The sequence below is a fragment of the Gluconacetobacter tumulisoli genome, from assembly GCF_014174155.1.
GTDB classification, from domain to species: Bacteria; Pseudomonadota; Alphaproteobacteria; order Acetobacterales; family Acetobacteraceae; genus Gluconacetobacter; species Gluconacetobacter tumulisoli.
Genome location: NZ_JABEQM010000011.1, coordinates 33,352 through 51,921 on the forward strand (window position 1 = coordinate 33,352; position 18,570 = coordinate 51,921).

Annotated in this window: 13 protein-coding genes; 4 read left to right on the forward strand and 9 right to left on the reverse strand. The window is 61.8% G+C overall.

From position 1 onward, the window contains the following. Positions 1 to 167: 167 nt before the first annotated feature. Both HLH28_RS13300 and xseA read right to left on the reverse strand, forming a co-directional pair. Positions 168 to 1,067 (reverse strand): hypothetical protein, encoded by a 900-nt coding sequence (locus HLH28_RS13300; RefSeq protein ID WP_246396167.1) that lies wholly within the window; start codon positions 1,065 to 1,067, stop codon positions 168 to 170. 137 nt (positions 1,068 to 1,204) lie between these two features. Continuing rightward, complete coding sequence (gene xseA, locus HLH28_RS13305; RefSeq protein ID WP_182959987.1) at positions 1,205 to 2,665, reverse strand: exodeoxyribonuclease VII large subunit; 1,461 nt, start codon at positions 2,663 to 2,665, stop codon at positions 1,205 to 1,207. A gap of 70 nt (positions 2,666 to 2,735) precedes the next feature. Here xseA and purD point away from each other — a divergent pair, with 70 nt between their 5' ends. Then, the gene (gene purD / locus HLH28_RS13310) at positions 2,736 to 4,016 is read left to right on the forward strand and encodes a phosphoribosylamine--glycine ligase (protein ID WP_182960161.1); all 1,281 of its coding nucleotides are present in this window, start codon (positions 2,736 to 2,738) and stop codon (positions 4,014 to 4,016) included. Between the two features lie 312 nt (positions 4,017 to 4,328). On the opposite strand, the gene HLH28_RS13315 is transcribed toward purD, so the two are convergent. Both HLH28_RS13315 and HLH28_RS13320 read right to left on the reverse strand, forming a co-directional pair. Next, positions 4,329 to 6,170, reverse strand: coding sequence for a UvrD-helicase domain-containing protein (locus tag HLH28_RS13315; protein ID WP_182959989.1), 1,842 nt, complete (start codon positions 6,168 to 6,170; stop codon positions 4,329 to 4,331). Beyond that, the gene (locus tag HLH28_RS13320; RefSeq protein WP_182959991.1) at positions 6,167 to 8,305 is read right to left on the reverse strand and encodes an ATP-dependent nuclease; all 2,139 of its coding nucleotides are present in this window, start codon (positions 8,303 to 8,305) and stop codon (positions 6,167 to 6,169) included. Before HLH28_RS13320 ends, HLH28_RS13315 begins: the two co-directional genes overlap by 4 nt. A 400-nt stretch (positions 8,306 to 8,705) precedes the next feature. On the opposite strand from HLH28_RS13320, the gene HLH28_RS13325 reads away from it, so the two are divergent. Continuing rightward, positions 8,706 to 9,596 carry a hypothetical protein gene (locus tag HLH28_RS13325; protein WP_338029738.1) on the forward strand — a complete coding sequence of 297 codons (891 nt, stop codon included), beginning with the start codon at positions 8,706 to 8,708 and terminating at the stop codon, positions 9,594 to 9,596. 798 nt (positions 9,597 to 10,394) lie between these two features. On the opposite strand, the gene HLH28_RS13330 is transcribed toward HLH28_RS13325, so the two are convergent. After that, on the reverse strand, positions 10,395 to 12,581 hold the full coding sequence (locus tag HLH28_RS13330) for a TonB-dependent receptor plug domain-containing protein (protein WP_182959997.1): 2,187 nt from the start codon (positions 12,579 to 12,581) through the stop codon (positions 10,395 to 10,397). Positions 12,582 to 12,664: 83 nt separating this feature from the next. After that, a complete protein-coding gene (locus HLH28_RS13335) occupies positions 12,665 to 13,108 on the reverse strand; it encodes a DUF2946 family protein (protein WP_182959999.1) in 444 nt (147 codons plus the stop codon). Positions 13,109 to 13,400: 292 nt separating this feature from the next. Between HLH28_RS13335 and HLH28_RS13340 the strand changes: the two genes are divergently transcribed. After that, positions 13,401 to 14,681 (forward strand): MFS transporter, encoded by a 1,281-nt coding sequence (locus HLH28_RS13340; protein WP_182960001.1) that lies wholly within the window; start codon positions 13,401 to 13,403, stop codon positions 14,679 to 14,681. A 13-nt stretch (positions 14,682 to 14,694) separates the two neighbouring features. Here the strand turns inward: HLH28_RS13340 and tmpB are convergent, their stop codons facing one another. Together tmpB and tmpA are read right to left on the reverse strand one after the other, a co-directional pair. Then, complete coding sequence (tmpB, locus tag HLH28_RS13345) at positions 14,695 to 15,300, reverse strand: (R)-1-hydroxy-2-trimethylaminoethylphosphonate oxygenase (RefSeq protein WP_182960003.1); 606 nt, start codon at positions 15,298 to 15,300, stop codon at positions 14,695 to 14,697. Then, on the reverse strand, positions 15,300 to 16,445 hold the full coding sequence (gene tmpA, locus HLH28_RS13350; RefSeq protein WP_182960005.1) for a 2-trimethylaminoethylphosphonate dioxygenase: 1,146 nt from the start codon (positions 16,443 to 16,445) through the stop codon (positions 15,300 to 15,302). Before tmpA ends, tmpB begins: the two co-directional genes overlap by 1 nt. Positions 16,446 to 16,539: 94 nt before the next feature. On the opposite strand from tmpA, the gene HLH28_RS13355 reads away from it, so the two are divergent. Beyond that, on the forward strand, positions 16,540 to 17,424 hold the full coding sequence (locus tag HLH28_RS13355; RefSeq protein WP_182960008.1) for a LysR substrate-binding domain-containing protein: 885 nt from the start codon (positions 16,540 to 16,542) through the stop codon (positions 17,422 to 17,424). Positions 17,425 to 17,465: 41 nt separating this feature from the next. Here HLH28_RS13355 and HLH28_RS13360 read toward each other — a convergent pair whose 3' ends face one another. Next, the gene (locus tag HLH28_RS13360) at positions 17,466 to 18,443 is read right to left on the reverse strand and encodes an ABC transporter ATP-binding protein (protein WP_182960010.1); all 978 of its coding nucleotides are present in this window, start codon (positions 18,441 to 18,443) and stop codon (positions 17,466 to 17,468) included. Positions 18,444 to 18,570 lie beyond the last annotated feature (127 nt).

The following is an 18,570-nucleotide window of genomic DNA, read 5'->3' on the forward strand; positions in this document are numbered from 1 at the left end:
TTCGCGCCGCTTCGCCCGTTCCCGGGCGGCCCGATACATGCCCCCGTGTTCCCCCGCCCGTCGTATGGTTCCGGGCACCGGAACGAGGCGGGCTTGATGGCCGCCCGCCGCAGCGTGCAGGAAACGCGCGTCGGATCCGCCAACCGGGCGGATTTCAAACCAGCCTCTCAGACCTGCTTCGGATAATAGGTCCGATAGGTGCGTCCCACGCTCGGGATCACCTCCTTGATGATGCTCTTGATTCCAAGCGCCTTGCCGTTCAGCCGGAACCTGAAATTCTCGATCACGTGTCGCATGACATCTTCCGGATACGTCGCTGCGAAATATCCCAGGGCGTTACAGGCGGCGAGATGTTCGTAAAGGAACGATCCCATCGGCGGCGCCACGTCCTTCCAGTACCCCAGTCTGACGAGAATATTGTTGAACAGATGAACCGTAATGGCATTCATGCATTTTTCAGAACATTCATCCCTGAATTCGGGCAACAGGACTTTGTAGATATCACTGTGCGAAATGGGATAGAACATGTCCTGCCGTGAAAGACGCGGCCGATTTTCCTTGCCGGGAAGCAATCTTGTCAGCAGCAATGGGCCGGTTTCCCCCCATTTCAGATTCTTGCCGATCCGCTGCATGGTTTCGTCCGTCAGGCGTTTCAGCAACGTCGTATCGTCGGTGTAAAAAATGGCGCCGTTGACGCCGCTTTCGTCCTCGAGGGGAAGAATTTCATGGTTCTGGAACGGAATGCTGTCCGAAATCAGCAGGACATCCAGATCGATCCAGACCAGATCCCGCATCGCATTCATGCGATAGCGAAAGATATCCGAAAAATGGCCAAGATCGGGCTTGCCATTATACAGGAACCGGGATTCCAGGTCGCGCGAAACAATGGTACTCGCGTCATCCACCCTGATACCGTCTGGAACATTTGAAATATTTTCAAAGGAAAAGAGCGTGACGTCATATCCCCTGGAGGCAAATGACGCGAGGCATGCCTGTTCCAGCGCCGAAAGCACTGTACCATGCCAGAAGGTTCCAAAGCCATGCCCTGGAAAGCGAGTGGTATCCATCTCGGCGCCCCTTGCATTTGCCGCGGCATAACGTCACCCGGTCAAGGGGGTTCCCGTGGCTGCGTCCTTATGCGATCCGGGACCCGCATCGCGGACCAACGGATCGATTTCCAAGGGCGATCGGCCTGTGGCGGGTATCAGATATCCAGCAGGCCCTGCGCCGCCTCGCCCGGCTTTTCGATCTTCGCCGTTGCCTCGCCGTCCGCGAAGGTCAGGACGACGCGATTGCCGGGCCGCACATCCGCTGCCCGCGTCACAGGCACGCCCGCCGCATTCCGCACCAGGACGTAGCCGCGTTCCAGCACCGCCATCGGCGACAGCGAATCCATATGGCCGGACAGCCCGGCCAGCCGGGTCGCACGTTCGCGCAGCAGGGCGGCCAGCGGCGCCGGGGACAGGCGGGCGCGATCGGCCCGCGCGCGCCGGTCGCGCAGCACATGTCGCAGTCCCGATTCCAGATGGCTGGTGGCCAGCACCAGCCGCGTCCGCCGCCCGCCGATCAGCACCGCCGGGGGGGGCATGCGGCGTTCCACCGCCACCAGCGCCGCGCGCCGGCGATCGACCAGCGCCGGCAGCGCCAGGTCCAGCCGATAGCCCCGGTCGTCCAGCCGCATCCGCGCGGTGCCCAGCAGCGAGGGCAGATCTGGCAGCCGCCCCGCCGCGCGGTCCAGCCGCAGGCGCAGCATCTGCGTGCAGCGCGCCAGCCCGCTGGTCAGCCGCGCGGCGCGATGCGCCAGGTCGGCCACCAGTTCCGTCCGTGCCGGCGCGGCCAGTTCCGCCGCCGCCGTGGGCGTGGGGGCGCGCCGGTCGGACACGAAGTCAATCAGCGTGGTGTCGGTCTCATGCCCCACGGCGGAAATCAGCGGGATGTTGCAGGCCGCCGCCGCGCGCAGCACGGCCTCATCGTTGAAGGCCATCAAATCCTCCAGCGACCCGCCGCCGCGCGCAACGATCAGCACGTCGGGGCGGGGGATGCCGCCCCACCCGTCGATGGCATCGAACCCCGCGATCGCCGCCGCGACCTGCGCCGCCGCCGCCTCGCCCTGCACCGCCACCGGCCAGACCAGCAGCCGGCGCGGGAAGCGCCGCGCGATGGTGGTGCGGATGTCGTGCAGCACCGCCCCCTGGGCCGAGGTCACGACGCCGATCACATCGGGCAGGAACGGCAGGGGCCGCTTGCGCGCGGCGTCGAACAACCCTTCCTCGGCCAGCTTCAGGCGCAGCCGTTCGATGCGCGCCAGCAACGCGCCCTCGCCCGCATATTCCAGCCGGTCGATGATGAGCTGGTAGGACGAGCGCTCGCCGTACGACGAGATCTTGCCGGTGGCGATGACCTCGACGCCGTTTTCCGGCTTCAGCCCCAGACGGGACACCGATCCGCGCCAGACGACGGACGAGATCTTGCCGCCCTCGTCCTTCAGCGAGAAATAGAGATGCCCGGACGGGTAGCGCTTGAATTCCGTGATTTCGCCCCGCACGCGGATGCGGCCGAACGTGCCTTCCAGCGTGCGGCGGATGGCCCCCGAAATCTCGGAAACCGAATATTCGGGCACATTGCCCGCCCCGGCGTTGCCGGAATCGCGAAGTGGTTCGTCCATCGCCGCAGGGTATGATAGAGACGGCCCGCCCGGAAGGCCGGGCGTGCAGATGGAACAGGGAAACGGATTGATGCGGGTGCTGCTGGTCGGATCGGGCGGACGGGAACATGCGATGGCGGCCGCGATCGCGCGCTCACCGCTGCTGGAAGCCCTGTTCATCGCCCCCGGCAACCCCGGCACGGCGGCCCTGGGCACCAACGTCGCCATTGCCGCCGACGACGTCGCCGGGCTGGTCGCCCTGGCGCGCACCGAGCGCATCGATCTGGTGGTACCCGGCCCCGAGGCCCCGCTGGTCGCCGGCCTGGCCGATGCCTGCGACGCAGCCGGTATCGCCTGCGCCGGCCCGACCCGCGCCGCCGCCGAACTGGAAGGCAGCAAGAGCTTTACCAAGGAAGTCTGCGACGCGGCGCGCATTCCCACCGCGCGCTGGGAACGGTTCGACAGCATGGCCCCGGCGCTGGAGTTCGTGCGCCGGCGCGGCGCGCCGATCGTCATCAAGGCCGACGGGCTGGCCGCCGGCAAGGGCGTGGTCGTCGCCATGACCGAGACCGAGGCCGAGGACGCGATCCGCGCGATGATGGACGACGCCAGCTTGGGCGACGCCGGCCGGTCGGTGGTGATCGAGGAATGCCTGGTGGGCGACGAGGTGTCGCTGTTCGCGTTCTGCGCCGGGGAAACCGCCGTGCTGATCGGCGCGGCACAGGACCACAAGCGCATCGGCGAGGGCGACACCGGCCCCAACACCGGCGGCATGGGCGCGGTCTCACCCCCCACCGGCTTCGACCGCGCGCGGCAGGAAGCGGCGCTGGATATACTGGTGCGCCCCATGCTGGACGAGATGGTCCGGCGCGGCACGCCCTTTCGCGGCGTGATCTTCGCCGGCCTGATGCTGACCGACGACGGGCCGAAGCTGATCGAATATAACGTGCGTTTCGGCGACCCCGAGGCCCAGGCCCTGCTGATCCGGCTGGAGTCCGACCTGCTGCCCGCCCTGGCCTCGGTCGCCGACGGCACGCTGGATACGACGGACATCCGCTTTTCCGACGATCATTCCATCAGCATCGTGCTAGCCGCGCGCGGCTACCCCGGCAAGCCCACTGCCGGCGGCGTCATCGACGGCATCGCCGAGGCCAACCACCTGCCCGACGTACACGTCTTCCACGCCGGTACGCGGCAGGACGCCGAGGGCCGCATCGTCGCCGCCTGGGGCCGCGTGCTGACGGTCTGCGCCACGGGCACGACGCTGGCCGAAGCCCGCAGCCGGGCCTACCACGGCGTGGCCGCCATCCGCTGGGACGACGCCATCTGGCGCCGCGACATCGGCGAGCGGGCGTTGCGGGGAGAGGCGTAGGCGCCTCCGCCCGGCCAGCCGTCGCGGACTCTGCCCGCACCCGGCAGGAGGCGCGGCCTTCTGCACCTCGATTCTGATAGGCCGGGGCGGACTGGCAATTTTAAGGGATCGATATGCGAAAAGCTGACATCAGCGGGAACTCCACGTATTGCCGCTTTCGCCTCATTTCGGTCATCCAGGCTTCTGAATGACTCGCCGAACAGCAGACATGAGCGATGCAGTTTGGTAGGGGGAAGCCGCATTCAAATAGGCAGCTTTCTGGGACTGGAACGTGAATAGCTGCGGTTCGCCACAGCATGATGCGCCAACCCACTAGGCCCGTACGATCTCGATCTGCTCGGCAGCCACCAGCTTACGCTCGATTAGTTCTTGGCAGGCCCCGTCGGGGTCAGTCGTGAAAAACAATACTCGCAAATCCTCGAGCGCTCGCGAGAAGGACACGTAGGCAAGCCGCTGCCCTCTACCTCGCTGACCGTCCGTGGGTTGACCTGCGGTTGCAGGTGTTAGCGTCTTGCTGAAATTGTAGATGTTCCAAGCTGCTTCGACATCGTCATATACGATCAGCACCTTAGCGTATTCTTCGCCTTTAACGCCGTGCTGGGTGCTGTAGGCTGTGTTCTCGGCAATGAAGGAGGCGTAAGGGACAATTTCCATGGGTTTCATCGCGAACAGTGCGTCAGCGAGCCAGTCACCCTTATCGAGGCTATGCAATTCCTCAACGTAATCCTCATCGCGTGGCGCGCGATTAAGCTGCTCATTTAACTTGTCCGAAGTTGGGATGATTTCCTTGGCGACGCAGAACCGTAAAAGCTCGCCGACTGAGCCCGATGCCCAAAGTACATTAAGTTGCTCGACCAGACTCACGGATGTCTCGACCATCGCTTTGAGCGTAGCCTCGGCGTTGATCCCGTTGACGGCGAACGCAGGGCTATTGCGCCGCAAAATGTCGATAATGGCGCGGCTATCATCAGCGGTATGGGCAGCGATGAGTGGGTAGATGATGTCAGTAAACGGCTTTAGCAAGAAATACTCGCCCGCTTCGAACGCCTCTTCTGCACGAGTCGAAGCATAAGGACCGTTGAAAAGGCGATTCAGTTCGGCGAAGCCTAGCCGGCGTGCGATCATCTGGTTGGCTAGGAACAGCTTGATCACATCATCACGTTCGGCCCATCCCCATTCTGCCATCGCAGTGTCCATCCGGGCCAGCGCACGGGTAATCTGGGCTTCGGAATAGCGGTTGCGGGGTAGTTCAGGCTTCTCGGCCTGGACCAGTCGAAACAAGACACTGCCTTCGCGGTTCGCATTCTCACCCGCAGCGTATTGCTTGACATCCGTTCGGAAGGCATTGAGCAGGCGTATCACACTTTTAGAGCAGCGGAAGTTCTCAGTCTTGGTAATGGGCATGCCTCCCATAGGTGGCGCGAAGTCTCCGGCGCTGCCATCATAGATTTGCTGCCAGGGATCGCCGAAATACCCGACGATTGGCAGCCCTTCGCTTCTGCCGATCAGGTTGAGGCCGGCGATGATGCCGGGAAAGGTATCCTGTGCCTCATCAACAAAGATATAGGGGAACCGGAGTCCGGTGAGCCGTCGAAACGTCGTGTTGTGTGCAAACAGATAGGCAGCGATTTCGATAATGTCGTCATGACCGAGCCGGCCCGCCAGATAGTCACCCCATTTAGCATCGGCATAGCTGAAGACTGGGACTGTATTGAGATCGACTAGATTCTGCTCGTAGCGTAAGGCTTTGGCGCGGGCATCTGTCGCGGTACGGCTATTCCCGCCGTTATCCTTGTCGCGCTCTTTTCGAATGAGCGCCGGAAGCCGTGCCTCGCGTAGTGCCTCTCGAATATCGTCGTGGAAGCGACTCATCTGATTCCATAGGAAGTTGTGAAGCGTAGATACCAGATAGAGCTCGTCGAATCCCAGTCGCGCTTTGATCACTTCAACCGCGCGTTTGGTGAAAGTGATGCAGGCGATACGTTGTCCATTTTGTCGCAATTGTTGGCCTTCTCGCGTGCGCACGCGAGTCAGTGCTTCGATGAGCGACGTGGTCTTGCCCGAACCAGCGCCGGCAACGAGCGCAAAACTGCGATGTCCGTCAATACAGGCACGCACATCAGCATCTGCCTGGGTCTCAACCTTACCGCTCATGCCGTAGTACCTGCTTTCGTATTCCCGCCTGTGTTTGCCGTACCGGCCTTACCGCCTTGGGAAGGTTGTGGTGCTGGCTCGCCGCACAGTCTTAGCTCGAGCCAGCGTAGGCCTTCAGCAATGTAGGTAGGCACCGTCCAACTCGACTTAGCCGCGAGAAGATCCATCGCAAAGTCGGTCTTCTTGAAATCCTTCGAACCGATGCGCTCGTAGATCACTGTATAGGCCTCGGAAAGGGGGGCGGGGATTACCGTGCCGATCGAAAGTATTCCAGTGCGAAGCAGGGCAAAATTCTCATAAGCAATTGCTTCTTCAAGCGTGCGAGGGATCATCTCGAATTGCACCCCACCTTCGCTGACCAGCACACCATATTCGAAGGCAATACAGCGGTCCTTGGAGGTCGATATCTTGTCAGAGGGCGACATAGCGACCAACTCGGCGACTCTGCCCTTACCACAAAGTTTCTTGAGTGAAGCATTGGAGGTCCGTGCGTTCGCAACATCGGCGCGACAAGTACTCGGATAGCCGGTTGGTTCGACAGAATCGAGGTCGGTCACGACGAGATATGGAATGCGTAAAAAGTCGAGCAGCCCTTCGAAACGGTGGGCATAGGCCCCTCCTACCTCAAGGATGGTGAGATAGCACGCACGCAATCGAGCTGCTGAGGTCTCAATCATCGACGGCAGTAAAAGCTTTTCGGCGGCGCCTTCTACGAGAATTACGGCGTCGGCGAAGAACAAGTCGCAGTGCGTGAGCCGGAGATAGCGTTTGAGGAACGTCAGAGTATCCTCAGGTGAAATTGCCACGCCTTCTATAACATCGGCCTCCGGTTGGAAGGTACGTAGGCTGCGAACGTCAGATGCGTTGCGTATGCCATCCTTCGCAGCTTCGCCAGTAAGATGGCAGCGCTGAAAATAGCGAACTTTCTCAAAATTGATGGCGTCGAGGATATGCGAAGAATGGGTAGTGATAATGATTTGTGGCATCAAAGCCGACTGACCAGCGGCTTTTGCTGAGTCCTCAATCACACTCCATATATTGGCGATGAAGCTTTGTTGAACCTGAGCATGAAGATGGACTTCAGGCTCCTCGATAAAAATCAGCAGACAAAGCGGTCGGTTCTCCGGCGTGGCAAGCCACTGTGTATGGAAGTGACGTGCCTGAATCGCCATATAGATAAGGTTCTTGAAGCCGAGCCCGTTATAAAGCTCGGGTAGCTCGTGTTGTTGATGAGGATCGACATAGAGGAGTTCGGTGTTTCCTCGCAGTGCGCTTTCCGGGCTGAGCGAGGATATAATTTTCAGTTCGCGGTCATTGACCGACGGCACGCCCAGCCCCTTGATAAGGTCGATGAGCGGTGCGAATTGTTTCTCATAATGCCGGGTTAAAGCGGCATTATTCTCATCAATCACCTGGTGCGCTTCGACCGCATATGCGGCTTGATCGAGATTTTTACGATAGAAAGAAGCAAAAGCTGCAGAAAGGCGGTTGCTGCGACTATTATCATCATCGTTGATGTTGCGCTGGGCATCGACAAATTCGGCACGGACCAACTGGCGTACGAGCCGTTTACCCTCATCCGGCTCCAACGGGGTAGCGACGATAGTGGTTTCGCTGTCATCCGCTGCTACTTCCTCAAGCGAAGCATAGCGCGTAGCGGCGTGACGGTTGAGGTTTGTATCGGTGGCGAGATACTGAGATAAGCTGCGAGCGTGTCGACCGTCCTCGCCTGCGGGATAGGCCGCGAAATATTCTTCGCGCAATTTCTTGGCATCGTCGATGCCAAACCGTAAGCGAAAACCGACCTGTGTGAAATCTGACAATTTGGGAAGAAGGGTAAAGACTCGACCGAAGGCAATGGTGTTGGGATCAATCTCGAACCAGAGGTCGAGACCGATCTCCGGGAGGTCGGCAGAGTCGCCAGTTTTGGCAAAGTGTTCGAAATCGGTAAGGCATGAGACCGAGAAGTCGTGGATCTTGAACTCACGTCCGCCAAGAAACGCGCGGAAAATGGCAGTAGCCGAAGTCTTTCCGCTGTTGTTTGGACCGACGAACAAGGTCTCCTTTTCCTCTATGTCAATCGTCACCTTCTCAAGGCGCCGAAAATTTCTGATCGTGACCTTCTGAAGCTTCATTATTCGTTCCCGGCTCCGCCATTCCCTGAGACATGATGGATCGTAGCGCAGCTGACTGCAACTCATCCGGAATTTGCGGCAGTAAGAAAACGAGGTCGAGAGCGTCTGTTCTTTGCAGCCAGACACCGAAATCCTGCTGACCCCTCTGTCGGTTATCTGCATAGCTGACAGACGGTAACCGCCCTCTTCGCGGACGTTCAAACGAATATCCTTCTGACGGAAAGGCGACATCGTTGGACGGACCGCAAAAGGCGGTCTATCAGCGCCACAAACAATATTGACATGGACTTTCACAGGCTTATGAGTATAGGCACGGCTACGATGGTGACAAAATATGATTTTGAGTGAGGGTCGCGTCGAACCATCGACAATACCCACCTTATATATACTTGATATCTGCGTGGTAAATGCAACGAAGCTTTCGGAGGAAGCCCTAGAAGCTAATGCCCGTAAGGCCGCTCTGGTAAAATCTTTGCGCGATCTCGATAAGCCTCATAATTCCATTTCCTATTTTCTGGCGCTCCTTGAAAAAACTTTTGACCCCCGAGCCAGCTTGAGCGTTGAGGAGTTGGAAGCCCAGATTCTTAACGACGTTGCTACTATGCGCCGATTTTTCATCAATGCTAAAATTGACGAGAGTGATGCCTTATTAATTGGCATTATGCGGGCGATGAAGCGCCAACCATGTGATCCGGAGCAAGACATACATCTCGAATTTCTGAGAGACGTTAATTCTCTCGGCCTCGCAAATCCGGTGGCACGCGCAAATCGACTTGAGATGGCCCGTAAGATACTGGAAAAGGCTGATTCGCTTTCAATCTCGAGGCAACACCCCACCGTTTTGCTCACGCTCGGCTCCCTATACGGCAACGTCAATGCTCGCAAAGTCATAAAGTTTAAAGCCGATACTAACGTGTTTAGTGCCGAGAATGCTTTTGCTGATATCTCAATCATTTTGAGATTCTTGCAATTCAAATTCAAGACCGAAGAATCTAGCGACGATCATGGCAGAAGCTATAAACGGATTCAGTTTTTAACTGACGACATCGGACTGGCTGGTGTCCTTGAATGTTTCATGGGTTACGAGGAGCGGGTCGTAGGACAAGATGGCATTTATCAAACAATGACGGGGACTTATGAGATCGACTTTGCCTCCCTCGTCACTGAAATTGATAAAGGACCAAGCGAGACGCCACCTACCGACAGAAGAAATGTGCGTTTGTTGAGCGAATATGATCTTTTGTATGATATGATACTCGGACGGCCGAATTTGATACATATTCAATTATAATTAACTTTTGTTTTTTTGTAATTCCAATAGCCAAGGGGACGTTCCAAAACTCATTCGAAACGAGCGGTGCACCTGATCAGGATGAGGAAAGCGCTTACGATAGTGGCCGCGGCATCTTTTCATGGGCAGCGATCCCAGCTGAGGGATCATAGCCAGAACATGACGGTGGCAGTGAGGCATATGGCGGAGGAGAACACGGTCGTGCACATCTAGCGTAGCACGTGATGACGCGCCGCCAAGCCATCCATCATCCGGGAAAAACCTTCTCAACACCCCAACGCTTCCAGCGATTGTAGAGCGAGCGTCTTGGACGGGCCATCCGCACGTCCGTCAGGCAATATAGGTCGCTCATCTTCAGTCTTTTCGTAGAAGCCTGAAACAGATTCCTTCCCACAGATCAATGTGGTCCTTACTCTAGCGAGTAAATGAACGTCGGGGGCATGAATTGGCGTTGTTGTAGGCCAAAGGCACGTCAGCTTTTGCTCACTCGCTGCGCCGAAGCGGACAGACTGGTTTCCCCACCAACCCGGGCCTACGTGCTGTGCGGCCCAATGTCCGCTTCCGAGACATGAACTGCCCGGCTGAATGACGTGGATGGGCGCATCACGGCTGACAGCAGTCATTGGGGGCTGTTCGCTCTCGGGACCAGAAGCCGAGCCATTGACCGTCCGACTTAGGTCGAAAATGCATGCCCCTGCTAATATTCATTTGGAGGCAAGGAAGGCGGTTGCGAGGAAAATCATGGCGCGTTCGAGATAGGGTCTTCGATCACGCCGCCCGGACCGCCCCCATGCCCGGTCAGAACGCGGCGGACAGGCTGACATTGAACGAGCGTCCCAGGCCGGGCAGTGGCCCCAGAAGGCCAGTGGCGCGGTAGTCGCCCAGGGACAAGCCGCCCAGCGGCAGATCGTATTTCTGGTTGGTCACGTTCTCGATGCTGGCGTCGAGCGTGAGGTTGCGCCAGCGGTAGGTGCCGCCCAGGCCCAGCAGCGCGTAGCCGGGCGTGCGTGGTTCGTTGCGTAGCCAGTCTACCGTGCTTTTGGCTTTTACCAGCGTGACCTCCACATGGCCGGTCCAGTTCCGCCAGTTCTCGTGCAGGCTGATCGCGCCGTTGGCGGGCATCTGGTGGTACAGGCCGGAATGCGTCACCAGGTCCTGGCCGCGCACCCAGTTGAGGTTGGCGCGAAGCTCGCCAGTCCCAAAGGCGTCGTATTTCCACAGGCGGACGACGGCGGAGCTGTTGATGCCGTAGCTCTGGGCGTCGTGATTGGCGAATTGCAGTTTCGACAAGCCGCTGGCGAGTGCGCCGATCCGCACCACGTTGATGTAGTTGTGCGTGTAGGTGTAATAGGGCTGCACCTTCACCTGCCAGGCGTTGTCCACCGGGTCGTGCCAGGTGATCGTGGTGCTGGCGGTATTGGCGACCTCCGGCGTCAGGTTCAGGTTGCCGACATAGCCGTTGCCGTCGCCGAACCAGCCGATCATCATGGTGGCCATGTTGCCCACGCCCCAGGCATAGCGTTCGTACAGGTTCGGCGAACGCGTCTTGCGGGCATAGCCGCCGTCGATCATCAGGCTGTCCAGCGGATGCCAGTGCAGCAGCGCCGTGACGTCGAAATTGGTATCGGTCCGCCCGCGCGACGCCGCGTTGAAGCGGCGGGCCGCCATGGCGTCGCTCATGCTCATCATGCCCGTCCAGGAATAGGGCGCGACCAGGCCGGTATTCATCATGACCAGGTCGCTGCGCAGGCCGAGTTCGGTCGAAACGCGCGGCAGCCACTGCGCCTTCCATTCGACGTAATGGCCCAGCCGGTCGCGGTGGCCGTCGTTGATGTTATGGAACGTGCCCGGCCCCATCATCATGCTGCCCTGCAGGGGCGGCCACCAGTCGTTCACCCCGTTATGGTCGAACGAACTGCCCAGCCCCAGCGTATGGCGCGGGCCCAGCGGAATGGTCGCCTTGATGGAATAGGCGGCCGTCCGCGTATCGGTGTTCATGGGCATGCCCGTGGTGGGACTGTGCCCGCCCTTGTCGGACAGCATGTTCATGGCGTGGTCCACCCGCTGCCAGAAGCCCCGGGCCTCCAGCGTGCCCCAGTTGAAATCGCCCGTGTACTTGCCGTTGACGAAGGTGGACCGGTTGTTGGTCATGTCCATGTACTGGTTGGCGAACCCTTCGTAGGGGATGTCCTGCTGCCCGAACGTCAGCGCCAGCTGGTGATTGGCCTTTCGGACGCCCAATGTCACCGCATGGTTGAAGCTGAGATAGTTGGTCGACAGCACGCGCTGGCCGCCGCCGCCGGCGTGGTAGTCGTCGGCATGGCTGTAGGAGCCAGTGTAGCGCAGGCTCAGCCAGTCGTTGGCGACGGTCACGGAGTCGGAGGCGCCGGAGCCCCCGCCATTGCTGCGATAGTCGCCGCGCACGTGGCCGGTGACGAGGATTTTGGAATTTCGGGCGAAGATCGGGTCCTTGCGATCGACCTCGATCGTGCCGCCGGTGCTGTCGCCGCCCTGGCTGACGGAGGTGATGCCCGCGATGGCGACGGCGGTGGAAACCGCGTCGGGGTCGATATAGGACATGGCGGGATTCATGTGATTGGGGCAGGCCGAGGCGATCCGCATCCCGTCCACGAACGTCGCGACGCGATCGTCCGCCATGCCGTCGAGCACGGGCAACGCCGAGACGCCGCCGCCCGCATAGGCGCTGAACCCGAGGCTGTGCCGGAACAGACCCGTCGTATCGTGGTCGGCCGTGATGGTGCGGCGCAGGCCGTTGACCGTGATCACCTCCTGGTTGGTGGCGTCGACGGTGCGATGCGCCGGCCCGTTCAGCGGCACCGCATGGCGTATCGGCGCGGCTGGCGCAACGGGCGACACGGCAGGGGCCTCGGCCCGGAGGGGCGCGGCGGACGCAGGCAACGTGACCATGCAGCCGCAGGCGAGCAGCCCGACGCGGGACGCGCGCCGGACATGAATGAATGTCATGACGAAAAAGCCTTCAGCGGAACGAAGACAGCCGCTGCCTCACCCCTTCCGATGTTCCGGAAAGGACACGGTCATGCGGCGCTTTATGCGTTTCGGCTGAAGGCGGGCGGCCCCGTGGGGGGTGGAAGGCCGACCGGCCGCACGCGCGGCGGGGCGCGCGGCATCTGCGCGCCGTACAACATCCGGCGCCACCCCGTGACCGTCAGCGCGATGGCTGGGACCGCGCCCAGCACGACCATCGGAAGATGCAGCAGCGGGCACAACGGGCAGTACCCGTCGTCATGGTGATGGGGCGCATGACGGCCATCGCCCATGGTCGCCATGCCCATGCCCGCCATGTCCATGCGCGGCATGTCCATCCCGGATATGGCCGGCGCAGGCGCAGCCGGCCCGACCGACAGGCCGGTCAGCCGCTCGAACGTCGCACGCGGCGTCTCGTCAGGGCGGGCCTGTCCCTGCAGCACAAGCTGGCCCAGCAGACCCGCCAGGACGCAGACGACCAGCAGCCAGCGCGAAAGGCTGGCCAATGGGATGGTCCGACATCCAGGATGGGTCGCGCGCAGGGGCCTGCCTTTCACGTTGCCGATGGTCGCCAAAAAAACGGAACACGGTCGCCTTGTAAACTCCGGGCCTAAACTCCGGACCGAATTCAGACTCCCGCCGCCCCCGGCAAGTGCAGCAACGCCATGCCTTCACCTCGACCCGTCCCGTTCAAAGCCAGTCTGGACATCCAGTCTGGCCCCGAGGGGTGTCCACCCTTGCAAATACGTTACGATCGTATACGGGTATTCCTGCCTTTTGCCCAGAATACGGAACGCAATGAGTATCATAGCGCTGACACGCGACGCGCGGTATTATCGGTTCGTTGTCGTCGGGCTTCTCGTCTGCGCGGGGTGTATCGCCTATCTGGACAGGACGGCGATGGCGATCGCCAATCTGGAGATCGGGCACGACTTCGGACTGTCCTATTCGACGCTCGGCCTCCTGCTGTCATCCACGACCTGGTTCTATATGAGCGCCCAGCTTCCGGCAGGGGTTTTGTCCGACCGCCTGCCGGCACGATGGCTGCTGCTGGCAAGCCTGCTGTCGTGGGGGGCGTCCCAGATCCTGTGCGGCACCGCGAACGGCGTCGGCGGCGTGCTGCTGGGCCGCTGCGCCCTCGGCCTTGGCGAGGCACCGCTGTTCCTGGCGGGCACGCGGGTCATCAAGCAATGGTTCGACGAGACCGAATGCGCGGCGCCCATCGGCGTGTTCAGCGCCTCGGCGTCGTTTGGACAGACGATCGCACCCGCCATCCTCAGCAGCATCATGGTGCGCTGGGGATGGCATGCCATGTTCCTGTGGATTGGCGTGGCCAGCGCCGTCATGGGCGTCGTCTGGGGCATGTTCTATCGCGATCCCGGGACGCAGGGCGTGCGATCGCCGTCACCACGCCCGACCGCCGCCCCGGCGCCCCCGCCTGCCGCGCGCGGCATGACATTCTACCTGCGCCACCTGCTGGCAAATCGCACGGCATGGGCGATGGCGGTGGGATTCATGGGGGTCATGTATCTGCTGTGGCTGTATTCGGCGTGGCTGCCGACCTATCTGCGGACGGTGCAGCATTTCTCGGCGGAGGACGCGGGCTATCTGGCCACCATTCCACAACTTTCCGGATTTCTTGGCGGATTATGCGGGGGCTTCATCGTCGATGCCCTGGCACGCCGGGGCCTGCCGCCGCTACTGTGCTCGCGGCAGCCGCTGGCCTGGGCACTGAGCGTCGCCTCCGTGGCGACGATGGCGGCGGGGCTTACCCACATGGCGTGGCTGACCCTTTCCATCATGTCGATCGCGCTTTTCGCGGTCGGTGTGGCCATGACCTGCGGCTGGACGCTGGGTGCCGTGATCGTCGGAGAAGACGCGGTGGCGACCATGGAGGCGTTCCAGAATGTCGGGGGGTCTTTCGGGGCGGCGATGGCGCCGATCGTCACCGGCGTCGCGGTGCAGGCCACGGGCGCCTATCTCTCCGCGCTGGTGATCGCGGGTGCGATCGGCGTGGGCTGCGTGCTTGTCTATATCCTGGGCGTGCGGCGGACGATCGACCTCGACGGCATCGCGTAACGTCGCTGGCGCATCACAGGGTCGATGCCGCGCGGGAACCATGGGCATCCACGATCCGCTGCACCATCGGCGCGAAATAGGCGAAATCCGGCGTTTCCATTCCCGCGACCTTGCCGGCATCGTCGAGATGACGAACGCGCACGATCTTCCGGAAATCGGGATGTTTCTCGAACGCCGCGACTTCCGCGTCGTTCATCGGACCGCCCTGAAGCGAGAGCGAGTGCACCGAGGCTGCCGACAGACGGGAAAAATAGCCGGGGTCGGTCGCGCAGATATAGCGCTTGGCCGCCACATGCAGGCGAACGCAATCGACGACGAGTCTGGGGAAAAAGCGCTCCAATATCCTCGCGCCGGCCTCCTCGTGATGCCTGTCGTGCGTATCGTCCATCGAAAACATGCCGAATTCGCTGGTAAAATGACCGATGTCATGCAGCAGCGTCGCGACGATAATGACATCCGCCTCGCCTTGCCGCTCGGCGAGGCAGGCGCCCTGCAGCATGTGCTCGGCCATCGTGACCGGTTCGCCAAGATATTCCTCGCCGCCGCGCCGCGCGAAGATATCCGCCAGGAAGGCCACGATCGTTTCGGACGATAACGTCCCATGACTGAGCTTTGCCATCACATCGCCTTGCCGTGTTGAAGCTCGATTGCCGCCAGTGTCGACAGGAGACCATCCTTGTCCGCATAGCATCCCTGGAGCCAGCGCGAACCCGCCCCCGCATACCCCTTGCGCGCATGCAGGACGCGCGTGTTGTCGACAACGAACGATTCGCCCGGCGACAACTTGAATGTGACTTCCATCGCGGGGTCGTCGATCAGGTCGCAGAAACGACGATAAGCGGCGTAGTATTCGGCCATGTCTTCATAGGGAACATCGGTGATCGCCGCGGTGGAACGGTTGTTGAACCGGATATTCACCAGTTCGCCGTCCGGGGCCAGCTCGATCATCGGGCGCCGCGCGTGCAGGTACACCCCTTCGCTGCCCGCATATTCGAAATTCGCGCAATAGCGTGTCAGCAGGGCGAAGCCCCGCGGGTCCTCTGCCTGGAGGCGCCTGGCCGCGCAAAACCCGTCGACGACGATATTTTCGCCGCCTTCGGCTGAGTTTTCGAGACAATAGAGGATTTGCAACGTGGGGACGGGATCGCGGTACGGATTATCCGTATGGGCCTGCAGGCCAAGACCCGTGTAGGCGAGATTCGTCGGGTTCACCTCTGTCCGCACTTCGAAATGCCGACCGTAATTCGTTTCGCGGACATAACCGAACAGCGATGCGACTTTGAACAGGCAGCCGCTCTCTACCGCTCCGCCGGTGAGTTTGCCGAAACCGTAGCGGCGTATGCCGGACAGCCACGCGGCCAGGGCGGTCCGACTGTGGACGACCTCGGAAAAATCGGCCTGCGGGATCCTCGCGCCCAGGCTGGCATCCCAGGTCTCGATCTGGGGGGCGATCCAGCCTGGGGCGCGGCGCCCGGTCCTGTCGTAGGCGTGATCGGCCAGCCAGCCGATGTCATAGGCAATGACGCGATCTTCGGGCGCGAAGGTCAGGAACAGCTGTCCCGATGTGCAATGCGCCGCCGAGACACGCGTCTCCACCGGGATATCGCGCAGCGTGATCAACCGCTGGCCGTTTCCCGGCGCGCGCGTCGTCTCGTCCCAGGCATTGTCGCGCAGCCAGATCGCATGGAAGCGCCGGACCTGGCCGCCGGAGACAGTCAAGGCGATCGCCTTTCCGTCGTCCAGAATTTCGACGTCATGCCGCATGCCGACCCCCAGTGGTTGATGTGACGGCGCATTTGACATGACCCGACCCATAGGAACAATTAATGGATATCGATAGAATGGCGTCGTTTTGATTATGTCTGAATCGCGTCAGAGTCTGCCGCCGCTCGAATGGATCCGGGTTTTCGAGGCCGCGGCGCGCCTCGGCAACTTCACCGCGGCGGCAAACGAACTCGGCCTCACGCAGGCTGCCGTCAGCCAGCGCATCCGCAATCTCGAATTGCGGCTGGGCGCCCAGCTGTTCACCCGCCAGGCGCGCGGGGTCACGCTCTCGACGACAGGAGAGGCCTGGCTGCCGCATGTGCAGGCCGCGCTCAGCCAGCTTCTGCACAGCACCGCCAATCTGTTCGAAGCGCCGCACGGCAAGATCGCGATCGCTGCGTCGTCCTCGATCATCGAACTCTGGATCGTGCCCCGGCTTTCACGGATCGGCCGCTGCCTTCCGCATGTGCAACTCTCTTTTGAGACGATCCAGCACCTGCCCGACTATGAGCGCTCGGAGGTCGATTTCGAGATCCGTTTCGGCACCGGAAGCTGGCCGCAACGCGATGCGCAGCGGCTGTTCGTCGAGGAATTCGCGCCGGTGGCGTCGCCGGCCTTGCTGAACGGCCGCAAGGGAAACTGGCATGAGCAGCCGCTGATCGCGGTTTCGGGGCCGAGGATCGGCTGGCGCGACTGGACCCTTCAGACCGGTCAGCCGCTTCCGCCTGTGCCGTCGCTGCGCTTCGACACGTTCGCGCAGGCGTTACGCGCGGCAGAGGCCGGGGCGGGCATCCTGCTGGCGTCGCTTGCCCTGTGCAACGCTGCCCTCGAAGCCGGTACCCTCGTGCGGCTGACAGACCAGACCCTGCGCATGGATGCGGGGTACTGGATCACCTGGCCGCGCGCTCGACCGGCCTTTCCCGAGCGGCAGCCGCTGGTCGACTGCCTGCTGGGACCAGCCTGTTCGCAGGCAGTTTGAAAAAAGCAGTTTGAATGTGCCCGCGCGGACGAAGCAGGCCCCTACCCGCCCGTCAGCGGGAAATGGCACGCCACCTGCCGCCCGTCGCCCGGATCGCGCAGGGCCGGCGGGTCGGTGCGGCAGCGGTCCTGCGCGCTGGGGCAGCGGGTGTGGAAGCGGCACCCCGGCGGTGGCGCGATCGGGCTGGGCACGTCGCCGCGCAGCGGAGGCGCGCGGTCGCCGTCGGGCAGCACCACCGGTTCGGGCACGGCGGCGATCAAGGCTGCGGTGTAGGGATGGGCCGGGCGGTGCAACACGGTATCGGCGTCGCCCAGTTCGACGATGGCGCCCAGATACATCACCGCGACGCGGGTCGAGATCTGGCGCACCACCGCCAGATCATGGGCGACGAACACATAGGTCAGGCCCAGCCGGTCGCGCAGGTCCATGAACAGGTTGACGATCTGCGCCTGGATCGACACGTCCAGCGCCGATACCGGTTCGTCCGCCACCACCAGCCGGGGCGACAGCGCCAGGGCGCGGGCGATGTTGATCCGCTGCCGCTGGCCGCCCGAAAATTCATGCGGGTAGCGCGCCAGCGCCGCCTGCGGCAGGCCGACCAGATCCATCAGTTCCGCCAGACGCGCCGCGATATCGGCCGCCGTCCGTCGCCGCCCCTGCCCGTCGCGATGCACGCGCAGCGGCTCGGCGATCAGGTCGCCGATGCGCCGGCGCGGGTTCAGCGAGGCATAGGAATCCTGGAACACCATCTGCATCCCCTGCCGCAGCGGACGCAGGGTGCGTTCCGGCAGGGCGGTGATGTCGGTTCCGTCGAAGACAACGCGGCCCGCCGTCGGCCGGGCCAGGCGCAGCAGGCAGCGCCCCAGCGTCGATTTGCCGCATCCGGATTCGCCCACCAGACCCAGCACCTCGCCTGGCCGGACCGCCAGCGATACCCCGTCCAACGCGCGCAGCACCTGACCCCGGCCGACGCGGTACTCCATGCGCAGGGACTGGGCTTCGATCAGCGGTGCGGTCATCGCGTTCTCCTTGGGGCGCTGCCCCAAACCCCGCCAAAGGCAGTCGCCTTTGGAAACCAAGTGTTTGGAGGTTGTTTCGCCAGACGATCGGCCGAGCGAGAGTGCCGCGAAGCGGCACGCCCGTCCT